This is a genomic window from Kitasatospora sp. NEAU-CNBT7, assembly GCF_057220535.1.
The window spans coordinates 1-20,098 of sequence record NZ_JBXQQB010000057.1 but is presented as its reverse complement, the minus strand read 5'-3'; the positions used below and the strand labels follow the sequence as shown (position 1 = coordinate 20,098).

Sequence of the window (20,098 nt, the reverse complement as noted above, 5' to 3'; positions counted from 1 at the left end):
AGCTTGGCGTTTAACCTCGCTGGTCACCCGACCTGCTAATCTGCGGTTTTTCCCGGGACAGCGGAGGCGGCCGTTCTCCACGCTTCGAGATGTCGAGTCAAGAAGCACGAGAGAACGGCCGCTGTCTATGAGTCTCCCTGTCGATGCGCCCGCAGGTGAGGCGTTGGGCCTGTTGTCCCGCTTTCGAGTCGAGTTCTACGAATCCCTGTACAGCCGCCCGGATGCGCTCTTCGAGCTCACGGACGCGGTGCTGTGCGCGGACGGGCCCGTGAAGACCCTGGTCGAGCTGTCGCTGGCCACCGAGCACCGGCGCGGGCACGGTGCCCTCTACTCGGCGTTGGACCAGGGCTGGCTGGAGCCGACGCGGCTGCGGCGCGCACTGGCGGGCCTGCCGCTGCCGAGGGCGGCCGACGGCCGGGTCGTCCTGGCCGTGGATGTGAGCAACTGGCTCCGCCCCGACGCCCCCACCAGCGACGACCGGCTGTTCTGCCACGTCTACGGACGCGGAGACCGCAAGACGGACCAGTTCGTGCCGGGCTGGCCGTACTCCTTCGTCGCTGCGCTGGAGTCCGGCCGCACATCCTGGGTCGCGCTGCTGGACGCCGTGCGCCTGGGCCCCGCGGACGATGCGACTGCCGTCACCGCCGCCCAACTGCGCGATGTCGTAGAGCGGTTGAAGCAGGCCGGGCACTGGCGGACAGGCGATCCCGAGATCCTCATCGTGATGGACGCCGGCTACGACGTTGCCTACCTCTCCCACGCCCTGAGGGACCTGCCCGTCGTGCTGGTCGGACGCCTGCGCTCGGACCGCGTCATGCTCCGCGACGCAGGCCCCGCCCGCTCCGGCCCGAAGGGCGGCCGGCCTCGTCGTCACGGGGGCGTCCTCACTTTCGCCAAGCCGGACAGCTGGCACCGGCCCGATGTCACCACAGCCACGGACACCACCCGCTACGGCAAGGCGGAGGCGATCGCGTGGGATCGGATGCACCCCAGACTCACCCACCGCGGCCCCTGGCTGGACCACGCGGAGGAGGAACTGCCGGTCCTGCACGGCACGTTGACGCGGCTGAAGGTTGAGCGCCTGCCTGGCGATCGCGACCCGAAACCGGTCTGGCTGTGGTGTTCCGCGACCAGCGCCACCAGCGTAGACGTGGACCACTGGTGGCAGTCGTTCCTCCGCAGGTTCGATCTCGAGCACACCTTTAGGCTCATGAAGCAGACCCTCGGCTGGACCGCCCCGAAGATCCGCCACGCGGACACCGCCGACCTGTGGACCTGGCTCATCATCGCCGCCCACACCCAGCTCCGCCTCGCCCGGCCGCTCGCCGAGGATCTACGCCGTCCCTGGGAGCGACCGGCCGAGCCCCGCCGCCTGACCCCCGCCCGAGTGCGGCGGGGGTTCCGCAACGTCCGCGCGACGGCGGCCTGCCCGGCGGCCGCGCCGAAACCATCCCGAGCCGGCCCAGGACGGCCTCCCGGCTCGAAGAACAAGCGCCGGGCGAAGCGCCACGACGTCGGCAAGACGGTCAAACGCGCCGAGTCGATCCAGGAACACCAAGCCCGACGACCATAAACGTCAAGCTCAGGCCAGTTCCAGGTGGGCGCACCGCCAAAACCCGAGAGCCCACGATGGACGGCTGGGCGGTGACTACGATGGATCCACCGGGCCGCACGCGCTCAAGCCAGGGCCCGTTCGTGGAGGAGGCCGATCCGTGGCTGGTGTCGAGCGCTTCGCCCTCACTCTCCCCAGCGCCCCGGGAACCCACGCCCCACCGGAGGTAATCACTGTTCACGCCATCGGAGCCGTGGGCGAGCAGGGCGGACTGATCTGTCAGAACGCCACCGGAAGCCTGAAAGTGGAGATCACCGGGGACACCGCGCTGATCCTCACGCCCATCGAAGGCCGCCACCCCTGCCTCCACGCTGTCCCCTTGCCCTGATAACTCCCTTCGTCGGCACAGGCCGTGGGCGGCCGATCCTGCCACCAGGCTCGGCCGCACACGGCCTGTGCCTCGAGATAGGGCGCGCCGGAAGCCGTCACCCGCGGGTACCGGCCCTGCTTTGCTCCTTCGGGGTGTAAGGGGCCTGGTGGCTTGTGGGCGGGAGCGGTACTTGACGGGGTTCAGCCGTTGCGGCTGTGCGGCACCGTGGGATCGTCGCCGATGGGGAAGACCTTGTCCGCGCCGGTGATCTCCAGGAGCCGGGCGACGGTGTGGGCCGGGCGGGCCAGATGGAGCGCAACACCGCGGCTCAGACTGTCGATTCGTGCTTGGAGCAGGGCGTTGAGGCCGGAGGAGCCACAGAAGGTGACGCCCGCGAGGTCGATCACCAGTATTGGTGGCGGCGGGCTGGCCGCCAGGGCGCGGTGGAGCGCGGCGCACAGGACGGGGGCGGTATCCAGGTCGAGTTCGCCAGCGGCCTCGATGACGGGGCCACCGAGAGTGCCGCGGACTGATGCGGTGAAGTCCGGCCCGATGGTGTCGCTCACACAACCCCTTCTTCACTGCGGTCAGGTGGACAAGGCCACCGTACGGCCCGGCCGGGCGGCTGCCCAGAGGGCCGAGGACGGCCGGTCACGGGCCGCCTGGGTGACCGGTGGGCGTGTCGTGAGCGGGGCGTGCAGAGAATCGGCCGTGAGCGGGCAGGGTATTCGGCATGCCCGAGCCTCGTAGTCGTCGTCGTAGCCGGGCCCGTGCCCTGGGCCTGCCCATCGAGCAGGTGGGGCAGCGGGCCGCACCGAGGCCGGGAGACGGCCCGCCGCAATCGCCTCGACCGGTACTGCCGACCGGGTCCCTGCGACCCGTTCCGGGGCCCGCCAGGCCTGGTGGGCCGCTGGCTGTGCACAGTGCCGTACGGACCGCAGAGAGCGTGTCTGCGGTCCCCCGTGGCTGCTGCGCGGGCGTGCGCAGCCGGGAAATTCGTGACGGCGGGGGTGTGGTGGTTTGGCTTCGGCACGCCCTGGGGTGTCCGGTATGGTCCGCCCGTTGATCGTCGTGGGGCGCGCGCACCGGATCCGGCCGCCGGTTCCGGTTTGGCCGCCGGAGAAGTGATCAGACGCCCGATGCGGTCCCGTTCACGGCACTCTTGCGGTCGGCATCCGAGCGGGACCGTCCACGGTTGCGGTGTGTGGGGCGAACGGGGGCCTCGTTCTGGCTTGAATCGTTTTTCTGATCCTGGTCGCTGTCGTTCCTAGTACTGCAACGGTGCTTACCGTGACGGTTGTCTGGTTCGCTCGTTGGGCTGTTCATGGGTGGGGACATATCCGAGGTGGATGCTCGTCGCTGGTCGGCCGGGCTTGCCGGGTTGCATGAGCGGTTTGCGCACCGGTTCGCGCGGAGCGAGTCGCGGGAATCGGCGCTGGCGTACATGCGGGGCCTGCTGGCGCCGTTGGAGCGCAAGAACGGCTGGACGATGGCCGAGGAGGCCGGCCATGGCGGGCCGGATCGGATCCAGCGGCTGCTGAACCGGATCGACTGGGACGCGGACGCGGTGCTCGATGACATACGTGGGTACGTGGTCGAGCACCTGGCGGATCCGGGCGGTGTGCTGATCGTGGACGACACCGGGTTCCTGAAGAAGGGCGTGCGGTCGGCCGGCGTCCAGCGGCAGTACTCCGGCACCGCCGGCCGCACCGAGAACTGCCAGGTCGGTGTCTTCCTTGCCTACTCCGGCGAGCGAGGCCGGACCCTGATCGACCGGGCGCTCTACCTGCCGAAATCCTGGACGGACGACCGCGGGCGCTGCCGCGCCGCAGGGATCGGCGACGAGGTCGAGTTCGCCACGAAGGTCGACCTCGCGCGGGCGATGGTCCGCCACGCGACCGACGACCGGATCCCGTTCCGGTGGGTGACCGCGGACGCGGGCTACGGCTACAGCAAGGGCTGGCGCTACGAGTTGGAGCAGGCCGACGTCTTCCACGTGGTGGCCACCACCCGGCACGACACCGTCGTCACCCGCCGGTTCATGGACCACCGCCTCCACGACCTGGTCGCCGACCTGCCCCGGCAGAAGTGGAAGCGCCGGTCCTGCGGGGAGGGAGCCCACGGTCTGCGGATCTACGACTGGGCCCGCGTCGAGGTCCGACCGTGGCACCGGCCCGACCGCAGGCACTGGGTCCTGGTCCGCCGGAGCATCGCCGACCCGACGAAGCTCGCCTACTACATCGCCTACGCGCCCGCCGACGTCACGCTCAACGAGCTGATCGCTGTCGCCGGGGCCCGCTGGGCGATCGAAGAGTGTTTTCAAACCGCGAAGGGCCAGTGCGGCCTGGACGACTACCAGGTCCGCCGCCACCCGGGCTGGTACCGGCACATCACCCTCGCCATGGCCGCCCATGCCTACCTCACCGTCGTGCGGGCCCAACACCTCGAAAAGGGGCCTCACCTGCTCGAACGCCAGACCTGATCCCACTCACCGTCCCCGAGATCCGCCGGCTGATCACCCATCTCACCCGGCCCGTCCGCCGCAGCATCGACCACGTCATGCACTGGTCCCGATGGCGCCGCCAACGCCAACACCAGGCCCGGACCAGCCACTACAGGCGACGAGGCCACAGCCCAAGAGCTGAAGCCTCATCACAGCAAGCACCGTTGCAGTACTAGGCCACGCTCATCCGCGCCGGCATCCCAGCAGCAAAATCCAGTGCCACTGCGTCTGGAAGAAACCGCCCAGCTCTGATTCGGCGGGGCAGGAGACAGTTCTCCTTCCGGGCGGCGAGCAGCCTAGACAATGCGGTAGGTCATGCCGAGCTGGCGCTGGATCCAGCGTCGACCGTGGCCAACGGCCACCATCGCGTGGACGGTGCCTGGTTGGCGCGAGGGGCGGTCGGCAAACCATGCCCGGTGAACCACTGCAAGTCGCCGTCCGCCAGCGTCCTGCGGCTCTGCTACTCCGGAGCAGGATCAGTGGTGGTCGGGCACAAACAGGAACGATGGCGGGAGATGCACGGCACCGCGGCTTCGCCGAGGTTGTGCCAGAGGTGGAAGCGGTCAGCCACCCGGACGGCGGAGAGTGCCCCGATACTGGTTTCCTCTGCGAAGAACGGGAGCAGTGTCACGGCACACGACCTCGGTCCCTGGGCGTTCGGCCAGCCAGGCCGCGACCGTGATCGCTTCGCTACCCGGCAGCAGGTCTCAGCGGGCCCGACGTCAACCAGAACGGTCCTGTAGGGGGCGTTGTCAACTTGTCTGGGACCGGTTCGGCTGATGGTGTGTCAAAGCGTGCTGGGGCCGGTGGCCGGCCCTGTCTCAGGCTGCTGCTGGTATGCCAGCGGTCCCGGTGGTCTGGTCCCAGATGGCGAAGCGGATGATCATTTCGGCCCGGTGTCGGCTGGCGGTCATGAGGTGGCGCGGTAATCGGAAGTGGGGTGAGATCGCGCTGAAGACCGACAGGAACCGCTGGGTGCCGCCGACGGTCCGGAAGCCCTTCATGGCCCGTTCGCGCTGGCGTGTGGGCTGGTGGGAGTTCTCGGCCCGGTTGTTCTGGTACCTGGACCGTCTGTGTTCGACCGAGCGCATCAGGACGCGGTGGGCGGCGCCGTAGGAGCGCAGCCCGTCGGTGACCAGTACCCGTGGCACCCGGCACTGCTTCTTCATCAGCTTCGCCAGGAACCGCTTCGCGGCCTCGGCGTCCCGCTTGGCCTGCATCAGGATGTCGAGGACGTTGCCCATTTGGTCGACGGCCCGCCACAGGTAGCGCCGAACCCCGTTGATCTTGATGAAAACCTCGTCCAAGTGCCATTTGTCGCCAGCCCGCGGCCGACGCCGGCGCAGCTCACGGGCGTACTCGGGCCCGAACTTCGCGCACCACTGCCGGATCGTCTCGTAGGAGACGATGATCCCGCGCGCGAGCAGGAGCAGTTCCACCTCGCGGAAGCTGAGCGGGAAGCGGTGGTACAGCCACACCGCGTGAGACACGATCCCCGCCGGAAACCGGAAGCCCTTGTACAACGACGCCCCGGCCCCCACAGCGACTCCCCCCATCAGCCCGAACGATCATCTCACGGGCAAGGCGCCGCCAAGTTGACAGTGCCGGAGTAGGGTGTCGTTCTCGGAACATACCCCCCGTCTGGGTGACTTTGGCATCATTCTAGCCAAACTTGCGAGTATTTAGACTGAACACAGGGAAGGAATCAGCAAGAATTTACTAATTAGGGATACCCGGAGGGCTTCATGGGAAATATTTCCGGCAGGCATGTGTCAGCCTTTGCCGCCTGCATGGCAACGCTCTGCGGCGGCGCATCGACCGCCTCCGCTCAGGTTCTGCAGGATGGCCGCCCAGTCGCCGTCTACGGACAGAATCAAGTGGCAGGCGGCAATATCTACAATGCCGGACGAGATAATATCATTAACTCTACGGTCGGCGTCGGCACTGGCGTCGGTACTGGCGCAACTCCCGCCGCTGCAGTTTCAGTAGCAAATCAGGCAACCGTTCCCATTATTCTAAGTTTCCATGACTCCGCCTTCGGTTCCCCTGGTCCGGTTTTTCGTAAATCACTTCCGGCTTCCGGCGGAACCGATCTCTGGGTTGCTCTCCCTCCCCCGCAGCCGTACTCGTCGAGAGTGACCTATACGATCACTACGGGCGAGCAGGATCTACTTGCGATTGACGTGACCGAGAGCCCTTCCGGCGGAACAAATACTGCCTGCTTTTTTATTGGCCCGAACGGAGATGTCGCATCTCCGTTCAATGGCCATGCTTGCAGTGTTCAAGATTCCACTGGAAGCAGCCCTACTGTATCTTTGACAGATTACCCAGCGGCGTGACTGAACGTCTTTCATCCTGTCCCGGCAGGGTGAAATGGCTGGTCAGGAGGGGTGGAGTAACAGACGAGGCTCCTGGTCGTTGCGCTGGTGTTCTCTACGCACCGCGCTTCGCCCGAGTAGCCTCGCTTGGTCCCGTATCCTGCCATGCTCGACATCCCACACGAGCTGGTCGAGCATGTCTCGTGGCTGATCTACACCCGAAGGCGTGAACTGGGATCACGATGGCGGAAGTCGGGCTGCTTCAAGCAGGCCCTGCTGGTCCTGGCCCACCTAGGCAAGAACGAGACACTCGCGCAGATCGGAGCGGGAATCGGCGTGTCGGAGGCGACCGCCTGGAGGTACGTCGATGAGACCGTCGAGGTCCTGGCCGCATGGGCACCAGGCCTACGTGAGGCACCAGTCGCCTTGGGCGAGGGCGACTTCGTGATCGTGGACGGCACCCTGATCCCGACCGACCGGATTGCCTCGGACGAGCCGTACTACTCGCAGAAGCACCGCAAGCACGGGATGAACGTGCAGGTCATCGCCACACCGGACGGGACCCCGCTGTGGTTCTCCCGCGCCCTGCCCGGGCGCACCCACGACCTGACCGCCGCCCGCGCCCACGGCATCGTCCAGGCCTGCCTGACCCGCGAGATCCTCGTGCTCGCCGACCGCGCCTACCGAGGTGCCGGCGCGACCGTCCGCACTCCCTACTACCGACACGACGGGGCTGGGACGCCGCCGTCCCAGCCCGGCGAAGCAGTCGTCGGCGGGCCGGACACAGATGACACAGGCGACACAGGTACGCCCCTCCACCAGGGCAAACACGGCCCTCATGACACAGGTGACACAGGTGACACAGGGCGAAACAGACATAGCGGGGCATCCTGTCGGGGCGGAACACAGCCGTGACACAGGATGCGATACAGCCCGCCACAGCCCCCGGCGGCCCGCCCCACGACGAGGGAGCCGGCTGCCGCGCGCCCGGCCCGCACACCGGTCCGCCGCACCGACCGCGGTTCCGGCCACCCGCCCCGGGAACGATCCGGGCATGGACAGCGAGCACCAGGACCAGGCCGAGCCGGTCGACGAAGCGCGGGCCCGGGAGCTGACCGAGCAGCTGCGCACGGCGATCGAGGACGTCCGGGCCGCCGTCCTGGTGCTCGCCCGCCGGGTCCGCGCCGCCTACCAGGCCCGGGTCTGGACCGTACTCGAGTACCCGAGCTGGAGCGCCTACGCGCTCGCCGGGTTCGGGATCGGCCGCCCGACCGCGTACCGGCTGCTCGACCTGGCGGCCGTCGCCGAGGCGATCGAGACCACCGTGCAGTCCGAGCTCGGGGTGTCCCACGCGTGGGACAGCACCGACCTGGTCCTGCCGGTGCGCGCGGTCGTCGACCTCAAGGGCCGCACTGCGGAGCTCACCGACCTGATCGCCGACCGCCTCGCCGACGCCCACCAGGACGCCGGCGGCGCCGTGCTCCCGGTCGAGACGGTCGGCGGGATCGTCGCCGCGGCGGTCGCCGAGGTCCGCGCCCGCCCGACGTCCCGGTTGCGGAGCTGGAGACCGGCCCCGCCCCGGGCGGCATCACCGCCGAAGCCTGGCGCCACCACGTGAGCGTCGGCCGCGACGCGCTCACCCAGCAGCGCGCCGCCCAGCTCGGCATCGGTGCGCTCGCCCTCGAGGTCGTGCCGGCCTACGTCTCCGACCGCCAGGCCGAGGACAGCGGTCTCGCCCGCCTCGCGAACGACATCGGCATCACCACCGAGGAGATCCTCGCCTGCCGCCGCTACGCCCTCTCTGGGGACGTCCGGGCGATGGACGGCTGGTAGACCCGCAGGCCAGCGGCGGGGACTTCTACTTTTGGGCCCTCATTTGAGGGCCGATTTATGAAACCGCCGCAGGTCAGAAGCCTGCGGCGCGGCGGCCCGAAGCGGTCAGATCTGGCGGTCCGGGTCGGAGAAGGTCAGGCCACCGGGCGAGAGGCGGCGCCGGGCCGGGGCGGGTACGGCCGTGGTCTCACCGGGCGGCTGGCGGAAGTCCGTGCCTGGTCGACCGGCAGCCGGCGCACACCGGACTGGGCGGGCAGGGGCGTGTCGGTGGCGGTCGCGGAGAAGGCGGGCATCGCGAGAGGGCGGCGGTCGGTCATGATCACCAGTCTCGCAGCCCGGACCGGGCCAGGTAGGCCAGACCGCTATAACCGGTGGTAGTGGTCTGGCCCTGCCGGTAGGGCCAATGGAAACGGCCCGGGCGGTCGCCCGGGCCGTTGGTGAAGTCCGCGTGGTCAGACCTGGCGGGCATGATCACCCGCTTCGCCATCTGAGACCAGATCACCGGCACCGTCGGTCTGCCCACCGCAGCCTGAAACAAGCCCCGTTTCACGGGATGATCGTGGGCACGACACCACCGTCGACCCGCAGGGCCGCCCCGGTGGTAGCTGACGACCCGTCGGATCCCAGATAGAGTACGAGGTTCGCCACTTCTTCGGGCCGGCTGAGTCTTCTGATGAGTGAGGTTGGTCGGTAGTCGTCGATGTATCGGCGTTCGGCGTCCTCGTAGGAGACCTCCCCGTAGGCATTGCGGAGGAAGGCTTCCGCACCGGGGGTTCGGGTGGGCCCGGGCAGCACGGAGTTGACGGTGACTCCGGTTCCGGCCAGCGCTTGCGCGAACCCTCGCGCCACCGCGAGCTGGGCTGTCTTGGTCATGCCGTAGTGGATCATCTCGGTTGGCGTGGATATAGCGCTCTCACTGCTGATGAACACCACGCGCCCCCAGTTGCGATCTGCCATCCCCGGGCCGTAGGCGCGCGTGAGCCGGATACCACTCAGCACATTCACGTCGAAGTAGCGTTGCCATTCTTCGTCGGTGATCTCGAAGGGGTCTGATTCACCGTAGATCCCTGTATTGTTGACGAGAACATCGATTTTCGGGATCGTTTCCAGGATGTGCTGGACGCCCCGAGCCGTGGAGACGTCCGCCACGACAGGCACCAGCTCTCCGGGAACAGTGGTGGCTTTCAACCGGGCCACCGCCTCGTCCACTCGCCGGGGGTCGCGGCCGTTGACAACTACGGTGTCGCCTGTCTGAGCGAACGCGTGGGCGATGGCCTGACCGATACCTGCCGTCGATCCAGTGACCAGAACAGTGCGCTTGCGCGGTGCGGATGTCATGAAGTGTTCCCCTTCTCTGGTGTCTTCGAACGGACCGGGATCGGACTGGCAAGAGATGGAAAGGGAGAAGAAGGAACCGCATCACCGATTTCGGTTCCCCTGGCTAGCCGACGATGGCCGGTCGGTTCGTGAGGACGAGTTTCACCACGTCAGTGGCAAGGTCCTGGATGGCCTGATTCGCCTGCTCGAAGGGGTAGGCGCGGGTGACGAGGCGGGCGAAGGGGATGTCCCGCCGCGACAGCATGGCGATTCCCTCGGAGTAGGAGCGCGGGGTGTTGAAGCTCATCCCCAGCAGCCGAACGTTGCGTTGGCAAATGTCGGTCGCCGGGTCGATCGCAATTTTCGTGCCGTCCGACACGATGTTCCCCGTCTCGACGACGGTTCCCAGGCGTCGCACCAGGCGCAGGGCCTCCGCGAGGGCGCTCGGGTTGTTCGTCGCGTCGACGACCAGGTCCGCACCGCGGCCCTGGGTCGCGTCGAGGACGACCTCCAGGCGGGCTGCCTGGTCGAGGACCTGGGCGTCCAGGACTTGGTCCAGTGCGAGCGCCCGGGCTGCGGCGAGCCTGGCGGGTCGGGTCCCGGTGGCTATGACGGTGCCAACGCCGTGATGGTGCAGGGCCAGTGCGGTGAGCAGTCCCACTGTGCCCAGGCCCAGGACGACCGCGGTGGAGTCATCGGTGATTACTTCATCCCAGGTGCCCGTCGGTGTCTTCGTGATGTTGACGGTGCGGAGTGCTACAGCGAGGGGGTCGAGCAGTGAGGCGACCTCTTCGGACACTCCTGGAGGGACGAGCCACAGGCAGGTCCCGGGGTGGACCAAGAGGTGCCTGCCGAACCCGCCGGTGAGCGCGGGGCCCTGCGCCGTTGTGATGGTGGCTGCGGCCATGCCGATGGCCTCAGGCGGGATGCCGTAGAGGCGGGCGTCCGTGCAGGTCGTCGCGCCTGGCCCGAAACGGCGGCAGCCCCAGCAACGCCCGCAGGGAACCCATGGGAACAGCGCCACAGTGTCACCTTCCCGCAGGGGGATTCCTGCGGTGTCCCGCCAGTTACGGCCACTGTCGAACGCGATGATCCGGCCGACGATCTCGTGTCCGAGGATGAAGGGCGCTGCAGGCCGTCGGGCAAGGAAATGGGCGTCGGAACCGCAGATCCCGTTGGCTGTGACCTCAAGTATCAGGCCCCCGGTGGGAGGCGGTGGCAGTGGGAGTCGCATCCATTCCAGCTGCCCCTCGGCGACCCAGACGTAGGCACTGGTCGTTTCCATGCCTGCAGCCTTTCTCTCGCTCCTGCGGAGGCTGGCAGGTTCATTCGGGCGGCCACAGGCTGGGGAAGTTTCGGGCATCTCGGTATGCGGCGCGCCCGTCGTCCATCACGATGGGCTGTGGTACCGGCGACACGAATTCCAGGCGGATACCCTGCAACGCGCTCTTCTCGGTGAACCACAGCAGGATGCCACCCGCGCCATCGAGCGCGACACCGTCCGCCAGCACCCCGAGGCCTGCCAGCCGTTGCTTGCAGCCTACGACGTCAGGATGGTCCATAAAGCCCAGGTGGTGAATCCCCTCGCCCTGTGAGGACGAGTGGGTTCCGTCACCCGTGAACTCCATCAACTCGATGTGGGGTGGTCCCTCCTTGGAGAAGGAGATACGAGCATCGTGGCGGTGAGGGTTCTCGTCGCTGTGGTCCATGTAGGAGTCCGTGACGTACCGGCCAACCTCGCTGAAGGTGTAGCCGGTAGCAGCCGACCAGCGCTCGATCGCTGCCTCCAGGTCCTGTACCAGCACGCCGATGTGGTGAATAGGTTGGGCCATTGGGTTCCGCCTCGCATTCTGGACGGCGGGCCCGCCTGTGCCCTCGGGCCCCGCCGTGCTCCCTCCACGCTACGACGGGCCAGAGCATCTCTCCAGGGCAAGCGGCCCAAGGCGTCGAACGCGGGCGGCGTGCCCTGGGCGTCGAGCGCTTCCCGCGATAGGACCGGCAGGTTGCCCTATCGGGCGTCCCATCGTTCGCCCTTTCGGTCATCCACCTGGAGGACCCCTCGCCCCCGCACCCGGCAGACAGTGGATGGAAGACAGCCACCAAAAACACCGAACTGGGAGCGACCATCGTGAACACCTCGCACCGTTGGGTCATGGCAGCCGAGAAGCGTGTCGAACTCGAGATCATCGAAACCACCAACATCTTCAACCCGGACAACCCGGAACTGGCAGCCGTCCCGGGCGGCAGCACCGTAGCCGGCACCCGGCTGGTGGTTCTGGACGAAGTCGTCGAAACGCTCTTCGGGGACCCCCTGCGGTACTACTTCGCGCAGCGCGGCATCAACGTGGAGTACATGCAGATCAAGGCCGGCGATGACCACAAAAACATCGACCAAGTGCTTCAGGTGACGACCCGGCTCAACGAAGTCGGCACGGCCCGGGTCAGCACGCCGCCCGTCGCCATCGGCGGCGGGGTGCTCCAGGACGTGGTGGGGATGGCTGCGGCCCTGTACCGCCGTGGCGTCCCGTACGTCCGGGTGCCCACCACCCTTCTGGCCCAGATCGACGGAAGCGCCTCCGCCAAGAACGGTGTCAACTACGAGGGGTTCCGCAACAGGCTCGGAACCTTCGCGCCGCCGCCGCGCACCATCATCGACCGCGGCCTGATCGCCACTCTGCCCGAACGGCAGGTCCGGAGCGGCCTGGGCGAAGCCCTCAAGATGGCGCTTATCAAGGACGCCCGGCTGTTCGAGCTCCTCGAGGCACACGGAGCGCGTCTGGTCGGCGACCGCCTTCAGGACTCAAGCCCCGAGGACCGGATTCTCCAGCCCGGCCGGGAGGTGATGCGCCGGTCCATCGCCGGCATGATTGAAGAACTGCAGAAGGACCTCTGGGAGAGGGACCTGCGCCGCATCGTGGACTACGGACACACCTTCTCCCCCGGGGTCGAAATGGAGGCCCAGCCGTTGCTTCTCCACGGTGAGGCAGTGGCGATGGGCTCGGTTTTCTGTGCGGTGCTGGCGGCCGGCCGTGGCCTTTTGGCGACGGAGGCGCTGCTGCGGATCATCGACACGGTGCGCGCCATCGGTCTCGCCCCGTCCCACCCGCTCTTCTGCGACGCTGATTTCCTCAAGGCGGGGTTCGCGGACACCGTCCGCCACCGCGATGGTCAGCAGCACCTGGCCCTGCTGACGCAGATCGGAAAGACGACCTTCGTCAACGACCTCAGCGACGGTGAGATCGACCAGGCCGCCAAGGTCATGGCAGAACTACTCGGCGACCGTGGAACGCCCATTCCAAAGACAGCCCGGCAGGGCACCGACCGATCGCTGGTTCTCGCGGGTGTCCGGTGATGAACACGTCGCCGATACCGACTCTGCCGTTGGCCAGCGGTGTCCGGATGCCGCGGATCGGGCTCGGGACCTGGCCCCTGTCCGACGTTGACGCGTGTGACACCGTCGCCACAGCCGCACGGCTCGGGTACCGGCTGATCGACAGCGCGGCGCGCTACGGCAACGAGCGCGGGGTGGGCGAAGGGCTGCGCCGCAGTAAGGTCGATCGCCAGGAGTTCTTCGTCACCTCGAAACTGTCCGGCCGCGACCACGGCTACGACCGGACCATGCGGGCGTTCGAGGCGAGTCTGGGCCGGCTCGGGCTGGAGTACCTCGACCTGTACCTGATCCACTGGCCGCTCCCCATGCGTGGCATGTACACGGAGTCGTGGCGTGCGTGCACCGAGTTGCTCGCGCAGGGCCGGGTCCGGGCGATCGGCGTATCCAACTTCACGCCTGCCCATATCGCACGGGTGGCTGGTGAGACCGGCATCATGCCGTCGGTCAACCAGGTCCAGCTCAACCCTCGAATGAGCCAGCCCTCTTGGCGTTCCTATGCGGCCGAGCACGGTATCAGGATCCAGAGCTGGAGCCCACTGGGCCAGGGCGGCAGCCTGCTCTCCGAGCCGGTCGTCATCGAGACGGCTCGTCGGCACCATACGACAGCGGCCCGAGTCGTCCTGCGGTGGCATCTGGAACTGGGTCTGGTCCCCATTCCCAAGTCCCGCAACCCGGCCCGGCTGGCAGCCAATATCGACATCTTCGATATCCGGCTCTCCGCGCAGGAGCGGGACTCGATCACCCACGCACTCGACGGCTCCGGCCACCCGATGGATCCTGACGCGTTCGAGGAAGACTGACCACCCGACCAGCCTGTCCGCACACTCGATGGAGGTTGAGCACGATGACGTCACATCAGATCGGCGTACCTGCGAGCAACTGGGCGGGGAACGTCAGGTTCACTCCGCGCAGCGTTCACCAGCCGAGGTCGCGCGAGGAGTTGCAGGAGCGTGTCGCGTCCAGTGCCGAAGTTCGCGCTCTGGGCACCGGCCACTCGTTCAATCGCATCGCTGACACGAACGGCTGTCAGATCAAGCTCGATCGGATGCCGGAGTACGTCCAGGTCGACTCGCAAAATTGCACGGCCAAAGTCAGCGCGGCAATAACCCTCGCCCGGCTGAGCGTGCGGCTGCAGGAGCGCGGGTTCGCCCTGGCGAATCTGGGGTCACTGCCGCACATCAGCCTCGCGGGGGCCTGCGCCACCGGCACCCATGGTTCCGGCGACAGGAACGCCTCGATCGCCGGAACCGTCCGCTCGGTCGACATGGTCACCGCGGACGGCGAACCGGTGACGTTCTCGCGGGGGCAAGCCGGGTTCGAGGGAGCAGTCCTGTCGATCGGCGCCCTCGGCATCGTCACTCAGCTCGAACTCGATCTGCTGCCCACCTATGACATGGCTCAGGTGGTCTACGAGGCGCTGCCCTGGCGGTCCCTGGTCGACCGCTTCGATGAGCTGTTTGCCGCCGCCTACAGCGTCAGCGTCTTCACCGACTGGTACGACGACATCGACGTGTGGGCCAAGGACCGCACCAGTGACAGCCGCCGTGACCTCGCAGAATTCGGAGCACGGCGTGCACAGTCGCCCCGCCACCCGGTCCCCGAGTTGTCCGCTCGAACCTGCACCCCTCAGCTGGGTGTCCCCGGGCCGTGGCACGAACGGCTCCCCCATTTCCGGGCCGAATTCAACCCCAGCATCGGAAGCGAACTCCAATCGGAATACTACGTCGCACGCAGTGACGCCAGCGTCGCACTGGAGGCCGTACAAAGCGTCCGTGAACATCTCGCTCCGGCCCTTCAGCGTTCGGAGATTCGAACTGTCGCGCCGGATCGCAGCTGGCTCAGCGGGAGCCATGACCGAGCAAGTGTCGCCCTCCATTTCACGTGGAACCAGGATCAGGACGCGGTCCGGAAGGCCCTGCACCACGTCGAGGACGTCCTTGCCCCGCTCGATCCGCGGCCTCACTGGGGAAAGCTTTCCACCCTTGGGCCAGATCGCCTCGCCCAATCCTATTCCCGTTGGTGTGACTTCTCCCGGCTGATGCACCAGATCGATCCGGCGGGAACTTTCCGAAACGACCTCGTCAACTACTACTTTCCGCGCTGACCGGGCGGAGTCCGGTATCCGAATTCGCCGAAAAATGGAGGCTTCAAATGAAGTGGGACGACCTGTACATCACCGGAACCGGAGCATCTCTCCCCGACGTCATGACTGTTGACGAGGCACTTGACGCCGGGCTCTACGACGAGCGGTCGGCTCGGATCAGCGGCCACCTGTCCGTCACGGTAGCCGACCTCCAGGACAGCGCTCCGGAAATGGCTGTGAAGGCGGGTGTCCAAGCTCTGGAGCGCAGCGGATATCGGCGCGATGAGGTCGGCGCCGTGCTGCACTCCGTGCTGTTCCACAACGGCATAGATATCTGGAACTCTGGGTCCTACATCCAGAACGGAATAGCCGCCCCCGGCTGCTTCTCCGCCGAGGTACGATCGGGATCCAACGGCGGACTCGTATCCGTTGAACTCGCTGCTGCCTACCTGTCTGCACACCCTGAGGCGGCAGTCGCCGTCTGCACCGCCGGTGACGTCTGGTCGCATCCCTCGTTCGACCGCTGGCGTTCCGACCGCGTTCTGTTCGGTGACGGTGCCGCCGCCGTGGCGCTGTCTCGGAAGGGTGGATTTGCGCAGATCCTGTCCATGGCCACTTACTCAGAGCCGGGGCTGGAGGCCATGTACCGAGGGGACGAGCCGTTCGGTCCCTATCAGTTCACCGCAGACAACCCGATTGACCTCAACCGTCGTCGCCAGCAGTTCATGAACGACATGGACACGGATGAGGTCTGGAGCCTTCTCGAGCAGGGCCTGAAGAAATCTGCGACACAGGCGCTGGAAGAGGCCGGCGTCACCATGGAGGACATGGATTTCCTCGTGGCCCCTCACTTGGGCGAGCATCTGACCATCCGTCAGTGCCTGAATCCGCTCGGTGAGGACGACCTGACGAAGACGGCCTGGGACTTCTCCCGCAGGACCGGTCACCTCGGACCGGCCGACCAGCTTGCGGGATTCAATCACCTCGTAGAAAAAGGCGTGCTCTCCCCCGGTCGGAAAGTGCTGCTGATCGGAATCGGCGGAGGATTCACCTGGACCTGCGCCGTGGTGAAGATCCTGGTCAACCCGCTCGGGACGACCAGCTGGCTGGATCCGCGAGCGGACCTTCAGTTCTCGTGACGAGTGGGTCTGTGCAGATGTGGAAGAATGAAGCAAAATGCCGATAGGAATTCTGGCGACAGGGGGCTACATCCCGAGTCGCATCATCGACAATCGACAGATCAGCGCATGGTCAGGAGCCCCCCTCGAATGGATAGCCGACCGCACCGGAGTCCTTGCGCGACGATACTGCCCGCCAGGAACTACGACCTCGCAGATGGGGGCCTTCGCGGTCGAGGATCTTTTCGCCGGATCCCTGTTCGAGCGGTCGGACGTGGGGCTGACGATAGTTGCCACGTCCACCCCGGACCAGCCGCAACCCGCCACTGCCGTACGCATGCAGAAGCTGCTGAGCATGAAGGGGACGCCCGCGTTCGACCTGAATGCCGTCTGCTCCGGATTCATCTACGCGGTGAGCGTCGCGGAGTCGATGCTCCGCACGGCCATGCCCACGCAGACCGCGCTGGTCGTCGGGGCGGACATGTACTCCACGGTGATGGACCGCGGCGACCGTCGCACGGTCTCCCTCTTCGGAGACGGCGCCGGCAGCGTCCTGCTGGGCCGGGTACCGGACGGATACGGCATACACGCCACCAAGCTGCTGGCTGAAGGCGAATGCGCCGACCTGGTGGAGGTCGCCGCCGGCGGCACCAGGATGATGGATGACGCCGAAGCACGAAAAGCCGGTCACCACTATTTTAGAATGGACGGGCGGCGGGTCAAGGAATACGCGGTCAAGACCCTGCCCGGACTCGTCGACGACACGCTTATCGCCGCGCAGCTGAAGATCGGCGACATCGACCGGATACTAATTCACCAAGGAAACGCCCGCCTGGTGGAGAGCCTGGCGCGCGAGCTGGGCGTAAACATGGATCGGGTGCCGATGACGGCGCCGGACTACGGGAACACCGGGGCGGCATCCATCCCCCTCACGCTGCACCGGTCCCACAAACAGCGCCCCATCGAACGAGGGGAGCGAATCCTCATGGTCGCCATAGGCGGAGGAATGACCGCAGGCGCGACCGCCCTAACCTGGTACTAACTAAGGAACGAAATGCGCCTTGATGGAAAAGTTGCCGTCGTGACCGGAGGCACCAAGGGACTCGGCAGAGCGATCACCGAGCGCTTCCTCGACGAGGGGGCCACGGTCGTCTGCTCGGCTCGATCGACCCGCGGGGTGGAGGGTTTCTCCGAGCTGAATTCCGAGCGGCTGGACTTTCGAGAAGCGGACGTGTCCTGCGCGGAGGACGTGTCCTCACTGATGGACCACACCGTGGAGAAGCACGGTCGCGTCGACATCGTCGTGGCCAATGCCGGGGTGAGTCGCGACGGCAAGGTCAGCCGTCTCTCCGGTACAGACTGGGAGGCAATGGTTTCGACCAACCTGAACGGAACCTTCCACTGCCTGCAGAGCGCCTCCCGGCACATGGCGCGTCAGGGGCACGGACGGATCATCACCATGTCCTCGAGCATGGCGACTCGAGTGGCGGTCGGAGCCGCGGGGTACTCGGCAACAAAGGCTGCGATCGAGATGCTGACAAAAGTGTCCGCCATCGAGCTCGGCAACAAGGGAATAAGGGTCAACTGCCTCGCTCCCGGGATTCTCGAAGGCGGCATGGGGAGTGAGCTGTCCAACAACCCCAAGGTGTGGGACACCTACCGATCACGGTTCTCGATGGGTCGTGCCGGCCTCCTCGAAGAAGCTGCCGAAGGGGCGGTTTTCCTCGCCTGCGAGGACAGCTCGTACATCAACGGGCACGTTCTGGAAGTCAATGGAGGCCTGCTGTGGGCGTAAGGAAAACAGAACCGAATGTCCGCCTGGAAGTGACGGGCGGCGTCGGCGTTATCACGCTCTCCAGAGCTCCGGTGAATGCTCTCGACCGGAGCACACAGTCCGAGCTCCTGCGAGCGGCACAGGCGGCCACCGATCGGAGGGACGTGTCGGCCGTCGTACTTTACGGAGGGCCGGACAAATTCTCTGCCGGCGCAGACATCCACGAGATGGCGAGACTTGAGCCAGTCGAAATGGTCTGGTGGGCGCGGAGGCTTCAAGAGGCCTTCACCGCAGTCGCCGACATCCCCAAGCCGGTTGTTGCCGCCATCACTGGATTCGCCCTGGGCGGCGGATGCGAGCTGGCGCTCACTGCAGACTGCCGGATAATCTCTCACGAAACCGTGATGGGCCTTCCGGAGATCACTCTCGGCGTCATACCGGGAGCCGGCGGAACTCAGCGGCTGGCCCGCCTGATCGGTACGGCGAAAGCCAAAGATATGATCTTCACAGGGCGGACCGTGGGCGCCGACGAGGCACTTTCGCTGGGGCTCGCCGACCGGATCGTGTCCCGCGAGCAGGTATTGGAGCAGGCGATTTCCTGGGCCGCTCGATTTGTGGGCGGGCCCACGCTCGCGCTCCGCGCGGCGAAGCAGGCGATCGACATGGGATCTGGTACGGACCTCCGCTCCGGACTTGACGTGGAACGCATGCTCTTCGAGGGGCTCTTCGGGACCGAAGACCAGATTTCCGGGATGCGGTCCTTCGTCGAAAATGGACCCGGAAAGGCTTCCTTCTCCGACTCCTGACGCACCATCAGTCGATCACGCCCCAACCAATTTTGACAACGCCCTCCTGGTCGCGGAACAGGAGGGCTCACTGCTCACCGAGGGCGAGGAGCCAGAACCGGGGTCTCTGCCGGAGTTCATGCCAATCGCCATGAGCCCCGGCGGCGACGGCCTGATCGTTGACCTGCGTCCCGGCGAGTTCTAACTGGGCGTTTCGTCCCTGATCCTTAGAGCTCGTAACACGATCTTGTGAATCGGTGCAGGTCGGCCGTAACCGGTACGACGATTGAGCTGTTCGTGATGGCGTGAGCACCAAGCCGTGGGCCGTGGATGACGAGTTGTGGGCGATGATCGAGCCGGTCCTGCCGGCCTGGCCCGAGCGGTCACCGGGACCGAAGCCCGTGTCGGACCGGCTCTGCCTGCAGGGCATCCTCTTCATTCTCTACACCGGGATCCCGTGGCAGCAGCTGCCCCTGGAGCTGGGCTTCGGCTCAGGCCAGACATGCTGGCGGCGCCTGGAGCGCTGGCAGGAGGCCGACGTCTTCGACCGGCTGCACCGGATACTGCTCGCCGAGCTCAACGCGGCTGGCGAACTGGACTGGAGCCGCGCGTGCGTGGACGCCTCCCACGTACGCGCGAAAAAAGGGGACCGGCGACGGGCCCGTCGCCGGTCGACCGCCGCAAGACAGGCAGCAAACACCACCTGATCTGTGACGGTGGCGGCACCCCGCTCCACATGATCACCACCGCGGCCAACGTGAACGACGTCACCCAGACCCTCGCCTTGGTGGACGGAGTACCGCCGGTGGCCGGCCGGGTCGGCCATCCCCGCAAGCGCCCCGACGCCCTCCTCGGTGACAAGGGCTACGACAGCAACCCCAACCGGCGCGAACTCCGCAGGCGCGGGATCCTGCCGGTCATCTCCCGCAAGGGGCAGCCCGACATCAAGGGACTTGGCAAGCTCCGCTACGTGGTGGAGCAGACCTTCGCCCTGCTCCACCAGTTCAAGCGACTGGCCATCCGCTGGGAACGACGCCTCGACCTTCACAACGGC

The 20,098-nt window shown here is 66.7% G+C and carries 19 protein-coding genes and 1 pseudogene; 15 read left to right on the top strand and 5 right to left on the bottom strand.

What is annotated here, in order from left to right:
- The first annotated feature begins 127 nt into the window (after positions 1–127).
- Both AC2TEW_RS36370 and AC2TEW_RS36365 read left to right on the top strand, forming a co-directional pair.
- Positions 128–1,573: an NF041680 family putative transposase gene (locus AC2TEW_RS36370; protein WP_484627538.1), complete on the top strand. Its 1,446-nt coding sequence runs from the start codon at positions 128–130 to the stop codon at positions 1,571–1,573.
- Between the two features lie 139 nt (positions 1,574–1,712).
- Positions 1,713–1,940 (top strand): DUF6296 family protein, encoded by a 228-nt coding sequence (locus AC2TEW_RS36365; RefSeq protein WP_484627537.1) that lies wholly within the window; start codon positions 1,713–1,715, stop codon positions 1,938–1,940.
- A gap of 182 nt (positions 1,941–2,122) precedes the next feature.
- Here AC2TEW_RS36365 and AC2TEW_RS36360 read toward each other — a convergent pair whose 3' ends face one another.
- Complete coding sequence (locus tag AC2TEW_RS36360) at positions 2,123–2,488, bottom strand: STAS domain-containing protein (protein WP_484627536.1); 366 nt, start codon at positions 2,486–2,488, stop codon at positions 2,123–2,125.
- A 758-nt stretch (positions 2,489–3,246) separates the two neighbouring features.
- On the opposite strand from AC2TEW_RS36360, the gene AC2TEW_RS36355 reads away from it, so the two are divergent.
- Positions 3,247–4,404, top strand: coding sequence for an IS701 family transposase (locus AC2TEW_RS36355; RefSeq protein WP_484627535.1), 1,158 nt, complete (start codon positions 3,247–3,249; stop codon positions 4,402–4,404).
- Between the two features lie 842 nt (positions 4,405–5,246).
- On the opposite strand, the gene AC2TEW_RS36350 is transcribed toward AC2TEW_RS36355, so the two are convergent.
- Positions 5,247–5,981, bottom strand: coding sequence for an IS6 family transposase (locus AC2TEW_RS36350; protein ID WP_484627534.1), 735 nt, complete (start codon positions 5,979–5,981; stop codon positions 5,247–5,249).
- A 189-nt stretch (positions 5,982–6,170) separates the two neighbouring features.
- On the opposite strand from AC2TEW_RS36350, the gene AC2TEW_RS36345 reads away from it, so the two are divergent.
- The 4 genes from AC2TEW_RS36345 (at position 6,171) to AC2TEW_RS36330 (ending at position 8,576) form a co-directional block, all read left to right on the top strand.
- Positions 6,171–6,764, top strand: a complete 594-nt coding sequence (locus tag AC2TEW_RS36345; RefSeq protein ID WP_484627533.1) for a hypothetical protein — start codon at positions 6,171–6,173, stop codon at positions 6,762–6,764.
- Between the two features lie 144 nt (positions 6,765–6,908).
- Positions 6,909–7,658, top strand: coding sequence for a transposase family protein (locus AC2TEW_RS36340; RefSeq protein WP_484627532.1), 750 nt, complete (start codon positions 6,909–6,911; stop codon positions 7,656–7,658).
- Positions 7,659–7,797: 139 nt separating this feature from the next.
- Positions 7,798–8,361, top strand: a complete 564-nt coding sequence (locus AC2TEW_RS36335) for a hypothetical protein (protein WP_484627531.1) — start codon at positions 7,798–7,800, stop codon at positions 8,359–8,361.
- Positions 8,358–8,576, top strand: a complete 219-nt coding sequence (locus AC2TEW_RS36330) for a hypothetical protein (RefSeq protein WP_484627530.1) — start codon at positions 8,358–8,360, stop codon at positions 8,574–8,576. The genes AC2TEW_RS36335 and AC2TEW_RS36330 overlap by 4 nt, the downstream gene beginning before the upstream one ends.
- A gap of 546 nt (positions 8,577–9,122) precedes the next feature.
- Here AC2TEW_RS36330 and AC2TEW_RS36325 read toward each other — a convergent pair.
- The 3 genes from AC2TEW_RS36325 to AC2TEW_RS36315 form a co-directional block, all read right to left on the bottom strand.
- Entirely contained in the window at positions 9,123–9,914 is a 792-nt protein-coding gene (locus AC2TEW_RS36325; RefSeq protein WP_484627529.1) for an SDR family NAD(P)-dependent oxidoreductase, read from the bottom strand.
- Between the two features lie 103 nt (positions 9,915–10,017).
- A complete protein-coding gene (locus AC2TEW_RS36320; RefSeq protein ID WP_484627528.1) occupies positions 10,018–11,178 on the bottom strand; it encodes a zinc-dependent alcohol dehydrogenase in 1,161 nt (386 codons plus the stop codon).
- 40 nt (positions 11,179–11,218) lie between these two features.
- On the bottom strand, positions 11,219–11,725 hold the full coding sequence (locus tag AC2TEW_RS36315; protein WP_484627527.1) for a VOC family protein: 507 nt from the start codon (positions 11,723–11,725) through the stop codon (positions 11,219–11,221).
- A 320-nt stretch (positions 11,726–12,045) separates the two neighbouring features.
- On the opposite strand from AC2TEW_RS36315, the gene AC2TEW_RS36310 reads away from it, so the two are divergent.
- From AC2TEW_RS36310 to AC2TEW_RS36275, 8 genes and pseudogenes are all read left to right on the top strand, one after another.
- A complete protein-coding gene (locus AC2TEW_RS36310) occupies positions 12,046–13,245 on the top strand; it encodes a sedoheptulose 7-phosphate cyclase (protein WP_484627526.1) in 1,200 nt (399 codons plus the stop codon).
- Positions 13,245–14,084 carry an aldo/keto reductase gene (locus AC2TEW_RS36305; RefSeq protein ID WP_484627524.1) on the top strand — a complete coding sequence of 280 codons (840 nt, stop codon included), beginning with the start codon at positions 13,245–13,247 and terminating at the stop codon, positions 14,082–14,084. The genes AC2TEW_RS36310 and AC2TEW_RS36305 overlap by 1 nt, the downstream gene beginning before the upstream one ends.
- A gap of 44 nt (positions 14,085–14,128) precedes the next feature.
- Positions 14,129–15,388 carry an FAD-binding protein gene (locus AC2TEW_RS36300; protein WP_484627523.1) on the top strand — a complete coding sequence of 420 codons (1,260 nt, stop codon included), beginning with the start codon at positions 14,129–14,131 and terminating at the stop codon, positions 15,386–15,388.
- Positions 15,389–15,435: 47 nt separating this feature from the next.
- Complete coding sequence (locus AC2TEW_RS36295; protein ID WP_484627522.1) at positions 15,436–16,506, top strand: ketoacyl-ACP synthase III family protein; 1,071 nt, start codon at positions 15,436–15,438, stop codon at positions 16,504–16,506.
- Positions 16,507–16,543: 37 nt separating this feature from the next.
- Complete coding sequence (locus tag AC2TEW_RS36290) at positions 16,544–17,527, top strand: 3-oxoacyl-ACP synthase III family protein (protein WP_484627521.1); 984 nt, start codon at positions 16,544–16,546, stop codon at positions 17,525–17,527.
- A gap of 39 nt (positions 17,528–17,566) precedes the next feature.
- Positions 17,567–18,280 (top strand): SDR family NAD(P)-dependent oxidoreductase, encoded by a 714-nt coding sequence (locus tag AC2TEW_RS36285; RefSeq protein ID WP_484627520.1) that lies wholly within the window; start codon positions 17,567–17,569, stop codon positions 18,278–18,280.
- A complete protein-coding gene (locus AC2TEW_RS36280) occupies positions 18,271–19,065 on the top strand; it encodes an enoyl-CoA hydratase/isomerase family protein (RefSeq protein WP_484627519.1) in 795 nt (264 codons plus the stop codon). Before AC2TEW_RS36285 ends, AC2TEW_RS36280 begins: the two co-directional genes overlap by 10 nt.
- 326 nt (positions 19,066–19,391) lie before the next feature.
- Positions 19,392–20,098, top strand: a pseudogene (locus AC2TEW_RS36275) (IS5 family transposase); the annotation flags it as partial.